Origin of the sequence: Thiothrix sp., assembly GCF_028714775.1 — a bacterium.
GTDB lineage: Bacteria > Pseudomonadota > Gammaproteobacteria > Thiotrichales > Thiotrichaceae > Thiothrix.
The window spans coordinates 1-12,831 of record NZ_JAQTLS010000025.1 but is presented as its reverse complement, the minus strand read 5'-3'; the positions used below and the strand labels follow the sequence as shown (position 1 = coordinate 12,831).

The window sequence follows — 12,831 nt, the reverse complement described above, 5'->3', positions numbered from 1 at the left end:
CGGTGGGGCGTTCCTATCAGGTGGCGGATGCCCATTACAACCTTGGCAATGACCTCTTCATTGCGATGTTAGGTGAAACAATGTGCTACTCATCCGGCTATTGGAAAGGTGCGGACAATCTCGTACAGGCGCAGGCCAACAAAATGGATTTGCTGTGCCGCAAGCTGGAGTTGCAAGCGGGGGAACATGTACTGGACATTGGCTGTGGGTGGGGCAGTTTCGCCCGTTATGCAGCCGAACATTACAGCGTACAAGTAACTGGGATCACCGTCTCAAAAGGACAGCAGGCGCTTGCTATTGAGCGTTGCAAAGGGTTGCCGGTCAAGGTGTTGCTGCAAGACTACCGATTATTGGAGGGACGGTTTGATAAGGTTGTTTCGGTCGGGATGTTTGAACATGTTGGGCTTAAAAACTATCCCACCTATTTTGGGGTGATCCACCGTGTGTTAAAGGATGGGGGGCTATCTGTCCTGCATACCATCGGCACTGACCGCTCTTTGTTGGTGACTGACCCGTGGATTGGGCGCTATGCGTTCCCGAATGGAAAAATACCTTCCTTGGCTCAAATTGTAGTGGCTGCTGAACAGCATTTTCTGGTCGATGATGTACAGAACTTCGGGCCTGATTACGACACCACCCTGATGGCTTGGCTACAGCGTTTTGAACAGGCATGGCCTCTCCTGAACGCAAACTACAGCGAACAATTCCGGCGGATGTGGGTTTATTATCTGGCAAGCTGCGCGGGGGCATTCCGCTCTGGGTCACTGCAATTGTTCCAGCTTGTGTTGCGCCATAGGAACCGGCCAAGGCCACGCTACGATGCACCGAGGTGATGTTTTTGTTCAAGTTAAGTAGCTAGCCTGAAATTTTCGCGCATCAAAGGAATATAACTTATTGATTTTCACGAGAACGAATACACGAAAACTTAGGCTCATGTACTTATGTACGGTATTGGGAATAGTGGAGCCACCTACCTTTGCCCCGAAAGGGAAAGGGCCAATAAAAGGGCGAAAGGGCTGGTAAGGGAATGGGCGGAGTAAGGGAAGAGGACTTACCCGGAAAGGGCAAAATGGCTCATGCCCATCTCGCTGCTGCCGTTCGCCGTAACTGCGGCGTCAACTAAGCATGAAGGTAAAAGCACTTCAGATTCCAACATGAACCTTTGCCTTTCCGTTTAAATTTCCTTGTGCCATTCCATGCTACGCCGGTAAACCTCGACGTGGGGCACATTTTGTGAACACAAGACGTATTCCTGCAATGCAGGGATCAGGCGATAACCTGCCAACTTTTCGGTGCGGCCTTTATGGGCAGCACTACCAGAAAGCACTTCCACAATCAGGCAATGGGATGTGTTGTAATGGGACTTGACACCTACCGCTGGCTAAATTGTCCGCCTATGTTCGGCTTTTGATTCAAGTCCCCTTACCGGGCAAACGTGCCGCCAACTGACGGGTGAACCAGCCTGTGCCACTGCCCACATCCAACACTTGACCGGCTCCTACTGGGGCAAGCAACTACCACAGCAGTGCCAGTTCTACCTCCCCAACCCAATGCCCACGCGGGGTGCTGTACCATGAGTCATAATCAGCCGGGTTCACCTCACACCCCCAACACGCTTTTGAACAGGATATAGGTTGCCACCACCACCAAGAACCACGCAAACGCCTTTTTCAACAGTGCCTGTGAGAAGCGGGTGGAAAAATGGATGCCAATGAAACTGCCCACCACTGTCACCGCCGTGAACCCGCCCATCACCGCCCAGTCAACCGGCACACTGCCCATGTACCCGGCAAACCCGGCATACGACTTGGCGGCAACAATCGCCAGCGAAGTCCCCACCGCCAGCTTCATCGGCACGCGGGAAAGCAGCACCAGTGCCGGGACGATCAGGAAACCGCCGCCCACCCCCACCAGCCCAGTGAGTACCCCCACCCCAATGCCATGCAGGGCGATATGCCTCATGCAAGGGTCGGAAAAGTGCTGACACGCCAATACTGCCGTCCCATCCGCACCGACCAGCAACCCACCGTCCGTCGCTGGGGCAGCAAGTGGTATCTGTGCAGGTTTCAACATCCGCCACGCCGCCGCATACATGACCAGCGCGAACAGCCCCAACTGCACCACCACGGGCGTGATAATCCCCAGCCGCGCCCCGGCAAATGTCCCCATCACGCCGAACAGCCCAAACACCAGTGACACCCGCAAGTCCACATTGCCACGCCGCCAGTGTTCCAGTGCCGAAATGGTAGCGGTCACCGCCACTACCCCAAGGCTCATGGCAATCGCCGATTTCGGGTCTACGTGCAGCAGGTAAATGAGCGCGGGCAAGGCAATGATTGAGCCGCCGCTGCCAAACAGCCCCAGCACCATGCCGGTAGCCAGCCCCGCGAGAATAGTAGAGAATGACATGATACCGCCCTCCTGAAACAGGGAAACACGAGAAATAAAAGATTGCAAACAATCCAACGATCGTTAGATTATAAGACTAATCCCCAGCAGGACAGAACGCAAGTGAAAGAAACCCTCTATGGGCAAGTCGCCCGCATCGGTCAGGCATTTTCCAGCCCCAAACGGCTGGAACTGGTTGAACTGCTGTGCCAAGGCGAAAAGCCAGTCGAACGCCTCGCCGCCGAAGCGGGCATTTCGCTCAAGCTCGCCAGCGCACACCTCAAGGAATTGCGTCAGGCGCACTTGGTCGAAGCCCGCAAGGAAGGCAAGAACACCATCTACCGCCTCGCCAGTGAGGAAGTGGCGGATTTCTGGGTGGCGATCCGCACCTTGGCGGAAGACCGGCTGGTGGATTTGCGCGTTGCCCTTGCCAAACTTTCCGCCCATGCCCACGAACTTACCCCGCTGTCGCGTTCGGAACTGCTGGCACAGGCCCAAGGAGGCGAGGTGCTGGTGCTGGATGTGCGCCCCAGTACCGAATTCATTACCGGGCATCTCCCTTACGCCCAGTCCATCCCGCTGGCAGACCTGAAAAAACGGTTGGAAGAATTGCCGGGTGACAAGCCCATCGTCGCCTATTGCCGTGGGCCGTTTTGCCTGATGGCGGTGGAGGCGGTAGAAATGCTGCGGGCAGAAGGTTTCAACGCCATCCGGCTGGAAGATGGCGTGGCAGAATGGCGCACCCAAGGATTGCCACTGGAGGTGGGGGCATGAACATGGGCACAAAGACTGGCAACCCCATTTATCTGGATTACAACGCCACTACCCCGGTTGACCCACGGGTGGTGGGAGCCATGCTGCCGTGGCTGCGGGGCGGTTACGGCAACCCCTCCTCCGACCACCCTTACGGGCATCGCGCCAAGGCAGCGGTGGCAGAAGCGCGGGCGCAGGTCGCTGTACTGGTTGGCGCAAAGGCAGAGGAAATCATCTTCACCGGCAGCGCCACTGAGGCCAACAACCTTGCCATCCTTGGCACGGCGCGGGTACGCGGTAACGCTGGCGGGGTGGGTGGCAAGCTGGCCTGTTCCGCCATTGAACACCCCTCGGTATCCCAACCCATGCAGCATCTGGCGGGGGAAGGCTGGCAGCTTACGCTGCTGCCCGTGGATGCTGGCGGGCAAGTGCTGCTGCCAGCCGCCGCCAGCGCCATCAGCGCAGGTACAACGCTGATGTCGGTGATGCTGGCCAACAACGAAGTCGGCAGCATCCAGCCCGTCCGCGCACTGGCTGACCTTGCCCATGCGGTGGGTGCTACCGTGCATGTGGATGCCGCGCAAGCGGTGGGCAAAATTCCGGTGGACGTGGATGCACTGGGGGCAGACCTGCTGACACTGGCAGGGCACAAGTTTTATGCCCCCGAAGGGGTGGGCGCATTGTTCGTGCGCAGCGGTACACCGCTTGCCGCCATCCAGTTCGGGGCAGGGCATGAAGGCGGCTTGCGCCCCGGCACTGAAAATGTCCCGCATATCGTTGCGCTGGGTGAGGCGGCACGGCTGGCAAAGCTGGAACTGGACGCAGAAATGGCACGCCTGCGCCAGTTGCGGGATACCTTGCAGCGCCGCCTTGCGGCTGCCATCCCCGGCCTGCTGGTCAATGGGCAGGGCGATGCTTGCTTGCCCGGCACGCTGAATGTCTCCTTCCCCGGTGTCGAAGGCTGGCGGTTGCTGGCTGCCGTCCCGGAACTGGCGGCTTCCACGGGTTCTGCCTGCCATGCAGGGCAACACGCAGCTTCAGGGGTATTGGGGGCAATGGGGCTGTCCGCCGGACGTGCAGCCGCTGCGGTGCGCCTGTCGTTGGGGCGTTTCACCACACTGGATGAGGTCGGAACGGCTGCCCGGATGCTGTCCGCCGCATGGGGGCAGTTATAGCCATGTGTGAACTGTTTGGGCTGTCGGCGACAAACCCCATACACGCTGAAGAACCGCTGTGTGAACTCCGGCGGCACGGTGGCCTGACGGCAGATAACCCGGATGGCTGGGGGCTGACGTGGTGGGGGGATGGGGTATTCCAACTCGCCAAAGAGCCACTGCCCGCCCACCAAAGTGGCTTGTTCCAGAGACTGTGCGGTACGGTGCGTTCCAGCCTGATTATCGCGCATATACGCAAGGCAAAATTCCCGCCCGTCAATACGCTGGACAATACCCACCCATTCCAGCGCACCTGCTGCGGCAAGGGCTGGGTGTTTGCCCATAATGGTTTGGTGCCGGATATTGTGGGGATGGAACAGGCCAACACTTGCCCCATTTGCCAGCCTTCAGGGGAAACCGATTCGGAATATGCCTTCTGCCACTTGTTGAGCCACATTGCCGAAGCTACCCGGCACACTCCTGATGCTGACAGTGCCGCCCCATTCACAACAGTAGCGGCGGTCAGCGAACTGATCGCCTCACACGGGCAGTTCAATTTCCTGTTGTCCGATGGGGAATACCTGATCGCCTACGGTCATGACCACCTGCATTATCAGGAACAGTCCAACAGTGCCATGATTGCCACCGAGCCATTGTCTGGAGATGAAAACTGGGTTGCCTTTGCGCCAAGGGAGCTGCGGGTTTACCGTTCTGGCAGGATGGTTTTTACCTCCCATCAATGCAAGTGCTGATGATGCGCATCGGGGAAATGTGCATGTTCATGCCGCAGGGGTACGTGCCTATGCCCATGGGAATGCGGTTCGCCGCCAGTGACTGGAAAATCATGTTCATGCTGATGGTGAGTGTCGTGGGTATGGGCGTGTTCATGTTCCAACGCATCATGTTGGTGCGCGTGGGTGTGGTGTTCCGTTAGGTGCAGCCAAAGGCCAAGCACCATCAGCAAGCCCGCCACCAACAACGGCAGTGTGACTGCTTCACCCAACAGCATGACGCTAGAATTGCCCCAAAAAAGGCGCAATCGAGAAATAAGCCCCGGTACGGGCAGTACCAAGATGGCGCAAGCCGACCACAAATAATGCCAAGCTTACCCCGTAAGCCAACAGGCCCAACAACATTGCGCCGACCATCAAGGGCAGGGCAGGCAGCAAATTGCCCACGGCAAGTGCCAACGTCAAGTTGGCCGCTCCCGCCACTAGCCCCTTGACGGCAGCGATCCACGTTGCATCGTTAAGCGACACTTTGCGGGTCAGGTTGTTGTCGAGTCCCCACGCGAAACACGCACCCAATACCGCGAGGGTAGGCCATAAACCGCTAAAGCGTGCTTTCCCCGGCCAACTCAACACCAATGCACCTGCCACAATAGCCAACATGCCGAGCGCAATCCGCCGGTCAACGTTTTCACGGAAGGCAAACCACGCCAACAACACCGTGAAAACCCCCTCCGCATTGAGTAACAGTGATGCACCGGAAGCAGGCATACCCGTCAACCCCAGCATCAGCAAGACAGGGGCAATGATGCCCCCCGCGATAATTGCACCCGCAAACCATCCCCTTTCTTGCTTGGGCAACTTGACGGCAGTAGCACCGCTTAAACGGCGGTAAAGCATCAAACCCAGCCCAGACCCAAGATAAAGCAAGCCCGCCAACATCCACGGGCTGATGCCTGCCAGCAGCAGTTTGGCAAGGGGTGTGCCTGCCCCGAACAAGGCGGCTGCACCCAAGGCGGCGGGGATGCCAGTTTGAAAAAAGCGGTGTGTTAATGGCATAGCAGCTTCCTTGTGGGCGATGTTAGGGCTTACTTGCTGGGTGTGGCTGTGGGTGTTTCCGCTGGAATCTCAAATTTCGCCATACGCGGTTTACCCTCAGCCGGTTGCAGCAGTGCTACTACTTTGTCGCCAGCGACCAGTTTCACATCCGCCGCTGCGTCAAAGTGAGCTTCATCACCTTCTACCAAGGTCATGTCGGATTCTTGCTTTTCCGCGCCTTTCAACACGGTCAGGCGCACTTTGACCGCTTTGAGCGCGTCGCCTGTGGGCAAACCTTCCGCGTAGAGGCTGACTTTGCCGTCGTCAGCAATTACCAGTTCATGATGCACATCATCCACGGTAGCCACAATGCCGCCGTGGTGCGGCGTATCGTCATCGGCGTGATCGTGTTCCGCAGGCTTTTCCTGCCCGTGGTCGGTTTCATGGTTATGCCCCGCTTCGCCGTGTTTGGGCGGGTCTTTGGGGGCTTCTTCTGCCAGCAGTGGGGAAGTGGCAAAGCTCAATGCCGCCGTCAGCAGCAAGATATTCAGTGTGTGATTAGCCATTGTGTTATTCCCTAGTTACGTGAATAAAAACGGTTAAAATGCGCCCTCTTCTGCCGAATTCAGCAGCTTTTCCGTCGGTTTGCGTCCAAACAGCCAGAACATGGAGGGGGTCAAAAAGGTATCCAGCAAGGTGGAACTGATCAGCCCGGAGAAAATCACCACCGCTACGGGGTGCAGAATTTCCGTTCCCGGCTGTTCCGCCTCAAACAACAACGGCATGAGCGCGAACGCCGCGACCAATGCCGTCATTAGCACCGGGGATAAGCGTTCCAGCGAACCCCGGATAATCATCGCACGGCTGAAGTTTTCCCCCTCCAGCCGCATCAGGTTGAGGTAATGGCTGGTCTTGAGAATGCCGTTACGGGTGGAAATACCCGCCAGCGTAATAAAACCGATCAGTGCCGCGACCGACAACGGTTGCCCCGACAGCCACAGCCCAATCACGCTACCCACCAGCGCCAGCGGAATATTTGCCATGATCAGCAAGGCTAGTACCGTGGATTGGTAACGGCTATACAGGGTCAAAAACACCAGCAATGCCGCTACCGCCGCCAATAGCGTGATGCGTTGCGCCGCTTGCTCTTGCGCTTCAAACTGCCCACCGATGGTAACGAAATAGCCCTCAGGCAGTGGGAAAGCCGCCAGCTTTGCCCGCATGTCAATGACCACTTCCGACAAGGCACGCCCCTGCACGTTGGCAGAAAGCACAATACGCCGCTGCCCGTTATCCCGCGCCACTTGGTTGGGGCCGTCGCTTTCCTCAATCTTAGTGAGTTTGCTTAACGGCACTTGCCCCAACGGGGTACTGATCAGCAAGTCCTGTAATTGCGTGGTGGAACGTGCCGCCTCCGGCAAGCGCAACACCAGCTTAAAACGGCGATTACCATCCACGATTTCATTGATGGTTGCGCCATCCACCAGCATTTGCAGTTCCCGCAACAACGCCGCACCCGACAAGCCGTATTGCCCCGCTACCGCATAATCCACGTACACCTTGATTTGCGGAGCAAGCACTTGTTTTTCCATGTTCAAGTCTGCCACGCCCTCAACGGTAGCCAACGTTTGCTGCAAGCGTTCGCCCTGAGCGCGGAGCGTGTCGAGGTCATCACCAAACAGCTTGATGGCAATTTGCGCCTTGACACCCGACAGCATGTGATCAATACGGTGTGAAATGGGTTGCCCGATACTCACACTCACTGGCAAGGGCGCAAGGCGAGCGCGAATGTCGGCATACACCGCCTCCATTGGGCGTTCTGACGGTTTCAAGCCAATGTCCAACTCACTGTTGTGTACCCCTTCTGCGTGTTCGTCGAGTTCGGCACGCCCGGAACGCCGCCCGATATGGGTAATTTCCGGCACAGCTTGCAGCAAAGTTTCGGCTTTGGCGGCAATGCCCACCGACTCCTCCAAGGTCACACCGGGGGTCAAACTCACACTCACCAACAATGTGCCTTCATTGAACGGTGGCAAAAACGTGGTCGGGAAGAACGGCACAAGGCTACCCGCTAGCAATACCGCCACCAACCCCATGCCAAGCAGGGTACGCGGATAATCCAGCACGGTTTCCAGCGACCTTGCATAACCGCGCTTGAGCCAGCGCACCAGCCACGGTTCAGGGTGGTCAAGCTGTTTCATGTTCGGGAGCAGGTAATACGCCATCACGGGCGTCAGTGTGACCGACACCAACATCGACACCAGAATCGAGGTGATGTAGGCAATGCCCAACGGCACAAACAATTTGCCTTCCATCCCCGGCAAGGCGAATAGCGGCAAAAACACCAGCACCACAATAATGGTGGCGTACACAATCGCCGACCGCACTTCCAGCGTGGCGTGCAACACGATCTTCAAGGGCGCAAGTTGGGTTTTGTGCAAGCGGTTATTACGCAAGCGGCGAATCACATTTTCGACCCCCACCACCGCATCATCCACCAGTTCCCCTATCGCAATCGCCAAGCCGCCCAGCGTCATGGTATTGATCGACAAATCCAGATAGCGGAATACCAGTACCGTACACAAAATCGACAGCGGAATTGCCATTAATGAAATTAACGTAGTACGGAAATTCCCCAAAAACAGGAACAAAATCACCATCACCAGCAGTGATGCCAATATCAACTTGTGTTCCAGATTGCCGATGGATGCCTCAATGAAACTGGCTTGGCGGAAGGTCACACGCGGCTCTGCCATGCCTTGCGGCAGGCTGGTTTTCATCGACTCCAACGCGGTTTCTATCGCTTGGGTGAGCTGGATAGTATCCGCATCGGGTTGTTTCTGAATACCCAATATCACCGCAGGCTGACCGTTAAACCCCGCATCCCCGCGCTTGACCTTGGGGGCAAAGGTGACGCTTGCCACCTGTTTGAGCAAAATCGGTTGCCCCGCCGTGGCAGTAATCGCAAGGTTCTGCAAATCCTCAAGGCTGGAAGTGCGCCCAATGTGACGGATCAGGTATTCCTTGCCGCTAAGTTCCATGAACCCGCCAGAGGTATTATTGGCAAACCCTTCCAGCGCATCCGCCAACTGCGTAAGGCTAATCCCCAGATCAGTCATGCGGCGCATATCCGGCTGTACCTGAAACTGGCGCACTTCCCCGCCAATCGGGATGACTTGCGCCACGCCAGCAATCGACAACAGGCGCGGGCGTAACACCCAGTCGGCATACTCACGGACTGCCATTGGGTCAATTTTGGCGGGGTCAATCGGCACTGCCACCATCATGATTTCCCCCATGATCGACGACACCGGCCCCATTTGCGGCACAATCCCAGCAGGCAAACCACTTTCCATCGCTCCCAGCCGTTCGCTGACCATCTGGCGGGCGCGGTAAATGTCGGTATCCCAGTCAAACACCGCGTACACAAACGACAACCCGGCACTGGATACCGAGCGTACCGACTCAATCCCCGGCAAGCCGTTGAGGGTAGTCTCCAGCGGGAAACTGATCAGGCGTTCCACCTCTTCAGGAGCCATGCCACCCGCTTCGGTCATCAGCGTAACAGTAGGTCGGTTGAGGTCGGGAAAGACATCCACGGCGGTTTGCGGCAGTTGCAACGCGCCGTAAATCATCAGCATGGCACTCGCCACCAGCACCAGCAGGCGGTTGCCGAGGCTGGCGTTCAATAACCAGTTAAACATGGCAGCCTCCTAACGGATTTGGTTAATCAGATTGGTGGCTTGCACCACCACGCGCTCACCGTCTGGCAAACCTGCGGTAATCATCACCCGTTCCCCGTCCAGCGGCTGGTATTGCACCACTCGCGGGGCGTACTGTTCCGGCGTGGTTTTGACCCATACCACCGTTTGGTTGCTGGGGTTACGGGCGAGGGCTTCAGCAGGGACAGCTACGCCTTGCAGGGTTTCGCGGGTTTGTACGGTGACTTGTAGGGGGGAGCCTGCGGCGAGGGGAGAACCCCCCATCCCCAGCCCTTCCCCCGCAAGGGGTGAAGGGGGTAAGAAACTGAAGCGTAGGGGTAGGGCTTGTTGGCGTAATTGTTGGCTGTTGCCTTGGTAGCGTAGTGAAAGGGTTTGCTTGCCGATGGTGACGTTAGCGGAGGCGATGTTGGCGGGTAAGGCGGGGTCATAGGTGACGGCTTCTACCTGCAATTTGCTGGGGTCGATGATGTCTAGCAGTAAGTCGCCTGCTTGTACGGCTTGTCCGTTGGCGGCGTAGCTGACGCTGACAATGCCACTGATGGGGGAGCGCACGGTTTCGGTAACGCCTTTTGCCCCTTTGCGGAACACGGCGAGGCGGGCTTGCAGGCTGCGTACTGTGGCAGCAGCAGTATCCACTTCACGGCGCGGAATCAGGTCGCCCAGCCCTTGCAAACGCTGGTAGTCCAGTTCTGCCAGTTTGAGTTGTTCCTGCAAATCGGCAGCTTCGGCGGCTTGGTTGGTGCCTTCCTGTGCGTCTTTGGCAAGTGTGAGGGTGGCGAGGATTTGCCCTTTTTCCACCTTGTCGCCAATCGCTGGCAGGCTACCGTTGGCAATGTCGAGCCGTCCGGCTTGTAATGCTTGCACTTTGCTACTGGCATCCATGCCCGCCACCACCTGACCATTCAGGATAAGGCTACGCGGCAAGGTTTCGAGTTTGGCAGGTTGCGTGCGTACTTGAATGAAACGTTGGGTCTTTTTCGGCAAGAAAACGCTGCCATCCGGCAGGCGTTGCGGGGCATTGGGGTTGGCAGCGGTCGGGGCGGCTTCGCCGTGGTCGTGACCATCGCCCGCCGTTGCCAGCGCGGGTAACAGCAATGCACCGATCAGGAACAATAGGGCTGGTTTCATGCTTGCACCTTCCGTTGTTGGCGGTCACGCCGCAAGGTGAACACCACCAGAGCCATTGCCACCACCGCCAATCCTAGCAGCCACAACAAGAAGCCCCCAGCGTTGGGGGATGTTGTTGCGGTCGGCTCGGCGTGCATCTCTTCCGCCGCGTGTACATCCAGATCGCCAGTCAGCAAATCGCTGGTTTCACCTGCCAGAATGGTTGCCATCACCGCGTATTCCCCTTCTGGGAACGGTTCTGCCAACGCCGCTTGGTAGCTGCCATCGGCTTCTGGTTCGGCTTTAATGCGTTGTCCTGCCAGCTCCAGTTCCACGCTGGCATCGGTCACTGGGGCATTGCTGGCGTAGTCATCGAGGTGCAGGTGCAAGCCGTCCCCTTCCAATGTGCCTACCAGTTCAAACTGGGTGGACTCCATCACCAGACGCGACGCAGCGGGGGATGCAGGGGCAGCAGCGGCTTTTTCTTCGCCGTGGTCATGCCCATCACCGGCAACAGCGGCACAGGCGAACAACAGGCTGCATAAGCAGCCTGCAAGCATTTTTCGCATGGTTTTCCGCCTTACAGTTGGTGGGGCTTGTCGTGCCAAATGATGCTGATACGGTGTAAACCGGGCTGCCAAGGCTGCTTCAAATGAATAATGAAATGAGCAGGTTTTCGAGGTTTTATGTGACGCCCCAGTAAAAACGGGGTGAGGGTGGAAATTTGGGTTTGCCCTTCATCAAGCATACGTCCCTGTTGATCAGTGACTTTGTAATCAATGTGACCCGATTTGATGGGTTTAGCCCCAGCCCGGTATAAATTGCCTTTGATATTGCCAGTACCCTTCGCCGTATTCTCAATATGTACCTGCTCAAACACGACATTGGATGCGCCATCGACATTAATCCCTTGAGGTGGTGGGGCAGCTTTTTCAAAAACAGTTGCACAGCCAGCAACCAGCAGTGATGGCAGCATCACAAACAGTAAACTTTTCATGGTATATTCCTGAACTTATTTGAAAATATATTTTTTTGAAAAATTAGGTTCAGGCTATCGGTGGGCGAATCAGCAGGTCAGCCAGCGGGTTGCGGTAGGGTTCAGCAGAAAAAGCGGGGATCAGTGCGGCAGGCTCTGTTTGTGGTAACGCCAAGGACGTAACAGGAACGGCAACGCTGCCCGGTGTGGCATGGCAGCAATGGTGATGGTGTTCCCCTACGGTGTCCTGCTCCCCGGCGTGGTGGGTGGCTTGGTGTTGTTCCATCACCGTACAATGCGCCGTTTGGCTGTCTTGTGCCACAGGTGGAAAGTCGATATGCCACCCCGCCACGCCCACAGCCATCTGTGCCAGCAGGACGCAGGCAAGCAGGAACGACAATAAGTGGTGGACGGCTGGTTTCTTCATGTACGCATCGTAAAACAGTACCGTGATGCAATGCAAGCACCCGCCTTCTCCAACATAAAATGGGCTTGAAGCGTGTGCGTGATTCCAGCATAAAATGAGCCTGACGGACTGGCGTAACCTGTTCATGATCCACAGGATGAAAACGATCATGAACCTCGAAGTACTCGGCCTTAAAAGTGGTTGGCTACGTTACAGGGGGGTTATTTCGGGCAAACAACCGGGACGCCATAGTTGCCTTTGTAATTGTTTTCACTGACAGCCCCCCACCCAAGTTGGTAAACTGGTTGCCGGGATTGGTGTTGGCGGAGTTAGGGGCAGCATTAAACGGCTCACTGTTTGCTGTCAGGGGTACTTGCCCAGTCAGGCTGATGTCTGGTTTTGGTGTTACGGAAGAGATCACCGTCAGTTGGCAGGTTTTGCCGTCTGCTGCCAGTGCCAGTTTGTATTCGGGTACTCGTGCAGCAGATGCGGCTATGGCCCCCTTGGCAGCGGTTGCCAGTACGATGATGCCTGCCAGCGTTACGGTGCGGTGGGATGG

At 56.9% G+C, this 12,831-nt stretch carries 14 protein-coding genes and 1 pseudogene; 5 read left to right on the top strand and 10 right to left on the bottom strand.

All coding sequences use genetic code 11. The annotated features are described in order from the left end of the window. Window positions 1-2: 2 nt before the first annotated feature. Complete coding sequence (gene cfa, locus PHE17_RS18325; protein ID WP_363320145.1) at window positions 3-833, top strand: cyclopropane fatty acyl phospholipid synthase; 831 nt, start codon at window positions 3-5, stop codon at window positions 831-833. A gap of 341 nt (window positions 834-1,174) precedes the next feature. On the opposite strand, the gene PHE17_RS18320 is transcribed toward cfa, so the two are convergent. Together PHE17_RS18320 and PHE17_RS18315 are read right to left on the bottom strand one after the other, a co-directional pair. After that, on the bottom strand, window positions 1,175-1,333 hold the full coding sequence (locus PHE17_RS18320; protein ID WP_301017360.1) for a Uma2 family endonuclease: 159 nt from the start codon (window positions 1,331-1,333) through the stop codon (window positions 1,175-1,177). A 266-nt stretch (window positions 1,334-1,599) separates the two neighbouring features. Next, a complete protein-coding gene (locus tag PHE17_RS18315; RefSeq protein WP_301017359.1) occupies window positions 1,600-2,409 on the bottom strand; it encodes a sulfite exporter TauE/SafE family protein in 810 nt (269 codons plus the stop codon). 102 nt (window positions 2,410-2,511) lie between these two features. Between PHE17_RS18315 and PHE17_RS18310 the strand changes: the two genes are divergently transcribed. The 4 genes from PHE17_RS18310 to PHE17_RS18295 are packed head-to-tail and all read left to right on the top strand — an operon-like array spanning window position 2,512 to window position 5,229. Beyond that, entirely contained in the window at window positions 2,512-3,162 is a 651-nt protein-coding gene (locus PHE17_RS18310; protein WP_301017358.1) for a metalloregulator ArsR/SmtB family transcription factor, read from the top strand. Next, the gene (locus PHE17_RS18305; protein WP_301017357.1) at window positions 3,159-4,316 is read left to right on the top strand and encodes a cysteine desulfurase family protein; all 1,158 of its coding nucleotides are present in this window, start codon (window positions 3,159-3,161) and stop codon (window positions 4,314-4,316) included. The genes PHE17_RS18310 and PHE17_RS18305 overlap by 4 nt, the downstream gene beginning before the upstream one ends. A gap of 2 nt (window positions 4,317-4,318) precedes the next feature. After that, a complete protein-coding gene (locus PHE17_RS18300) occupies window positions 4,319-5,047 on the top strand; it encodes a class II glutamine amidotransferase (protein ID WP_301017356.1) in 729 nt (242 codons plus the stop codon). A 50-nt stretch (window positions 5,048-5,097) separates the two neighbouring features. Continuing rightward, window positions 5,098-5,229, top strand: coding sequence for a hypothetical protein (locus PHE17_RS18295; RefSeq protein WP_301017355.1), 132 nt, complete (start codon window positions 5,098-5,100; stop codon window positions 5,227-5,229). Between the two features lie 79 nt (window positions 5,230-5,308). Here PHE17_RS18295 and PHE17_RS18290 read toward each other — a convergent pair whose 3' ends face one another. The 8 genes and pseudogenes from PHE17_RS18290 to PHE17_RS18255 all read right to left on the bottom strand — a co-directional run. Further along, complete coding sequence (locus PHE17_RS18290) at window positions 5,309-6,082, bottom strand: DMT family transporter (RefSeq protein WP_301017354.1); 774 nt, start codon at window positions 6,080-6,082, stop codon at window positions 5,309-5,311. A 29-nt stretch (window positions 6,083-6,111) separates the two neighbouring features. Then, window positions 6,112-6,627, bottom strand: a complete 516-nt coding sequence (locus PHE17_RS18285; protein ID WP_301017353.1) for a hypothetical protein — start codon at window positions 6,625-6,627, stop codon at window positions 6,112-6,114. A gap of 33 nt (window positions 6,628-6,660) precedes the next feature. After that, window positions 6,661-9,765: an efflux RND transporter permease subunit gene (locus tag PHE17_RS18280; RefSeq protein ID WP_301017352.1), complete on the bottom strand. Its 3,105-nt coding sequence runs from the start codon at window positions 9,763-9,765 to the stop codon at window positions 6,661-6,663. A gap of 9 nt (window positions 9,766-9,774) precedes the next feature. Then, window positions 9,775-10,911 carry an HlyD family efflux transporter periplasmic adaptor subunit gene (locus PHE17_RS18275; protein ID WP_301017351.1) on the bottom strand — a complete coding sequence of 379 codons (1,137 nt, stop codon included), beginning with the start codon at window positions 10,909-10,911 and terminating at the stop codon, window positions 9,775-9,777. Continuing rightward, window positions 10,908-11,459, bottom strand: a complete 552-nt coding sequence (locus tag PHE17_RS18270; RefSeq protein ID WP_301017350.1) for a hypothetical protein — start codon at window positions 11,457-11,459, stop codon at window positions 10,908-10,910. Before PHE17_RS18270 ends, PHE17_RS18275 begins: the two co-directional genes overlap by 4 nt. 11 nt (window positions 11,460-11,470) lie before the next feature. Beyond that, window positions 11,471-11,887 carry a hypothetical protein gene (locus PHE17_RS18265; RefSeq protein WP_301017349.1) on the bottom strand — a complete coding sequence of 139 codons (417 nt, stop codon included), beginning with the start codon at window positions 11,885-11,887 and terminating at the stop codon, window positions 11,471-11,473. Between the two features lie 49 nt (window positions 11,888-11,936). Beyond that, window positions 11,937-12,293 (bottom strand): hypothetical protein, encoded by a 357-nt coding sequence (locus PHE17_RS18260; protein WP_301017348.1) that lies wholly within the window; start codon window positions 12,291-12,293, stop codon window positions 11,937-11,939. Between the two features lie 184 nt (window positions 12,294-12,477). Continuing rightward, a pseudogene (locus tag PHE17_RS18255) lies at window positions 12,478-12,831 on the bottom strand (hypothetical protein); the annotation flags it as partial.

Coding starts and splice junctions, on each gene's coding strand:
- PHE17_RS18315 (WP_301017359.1), bottom strand. CDS start 2,409: ATGTCATTCTCTACTATTCTCGCGGGGCTGGCTACCGGCATGGTGCTG.
- PHE17_RS18305 (WP_301017357.1), top strand. CDS start 3,159: ATGAACATGGGCACAAAGACTGGCAACCCCATTTATCTGGATTACAAC.
- PHE17_RS18300 (WP_301017356.1), top strand. CDS start 4,319: ATGTGTGAACTGTTTGGGCTGTCGGCGACAAACCCCATACACGCTGAA.
- PHE17_RS18295 (WP_301017355.1), top strand. CDS start 5,098: ATGCCCATGGGAATGCGGTTCGCCGCCAGTGACTGGAAAATCATGTTC.
- PHE17_RS18290 (WP_301017354.1), bottom strand. CDS start 6,082: ATGCCATTAACACACCGCTTTTTTCAAACTGGCATCCCCGCCGCCTTG.
- PHE17_RS18285 (WP_301017353.1), bottom strand. CDS start 6,627: ATGGCTAATCACACACTGAATATCTTGCTGCTGACGGCGGCATTGAGC.
- PHE17_RS18280 (WP_301017352.1), bottom strand. CDS start 9,765: ATGTTTAACTGGTTATTGAACGCCAGCCTCGGCAACCGCCTGCTGGTG.
- PHE17_RS18275 (WP_301017351.1), bottom strand. CDS start 10,911: ATGAAACCAGCCCTATTGTTCCTGATCGGTGCATTGCTGTTACCCGCG.
- PHE17_RS18270 (WP_301017350.1), bottom strand. CDS start 11,459: ATGCGAAAAATGCTTGCAGGCTGCTTATGCAGCCTGTTGTTCGCCTGT.
- PHE17_RS18265 (WP_301017349.1), bottom strand. CDS start 11,887: ATGAAAAGTTTACTGTTTGTGATGCTGCCATCACTGCTGGTTGCTGGC.
- PHE17_RS18260 (WP_301017348.1), bottom strand. CDS start 12,293: ATGAAGAAACCAGCCGTCCACCACTTATTGTCGTTCCTGCTTGCCTGC.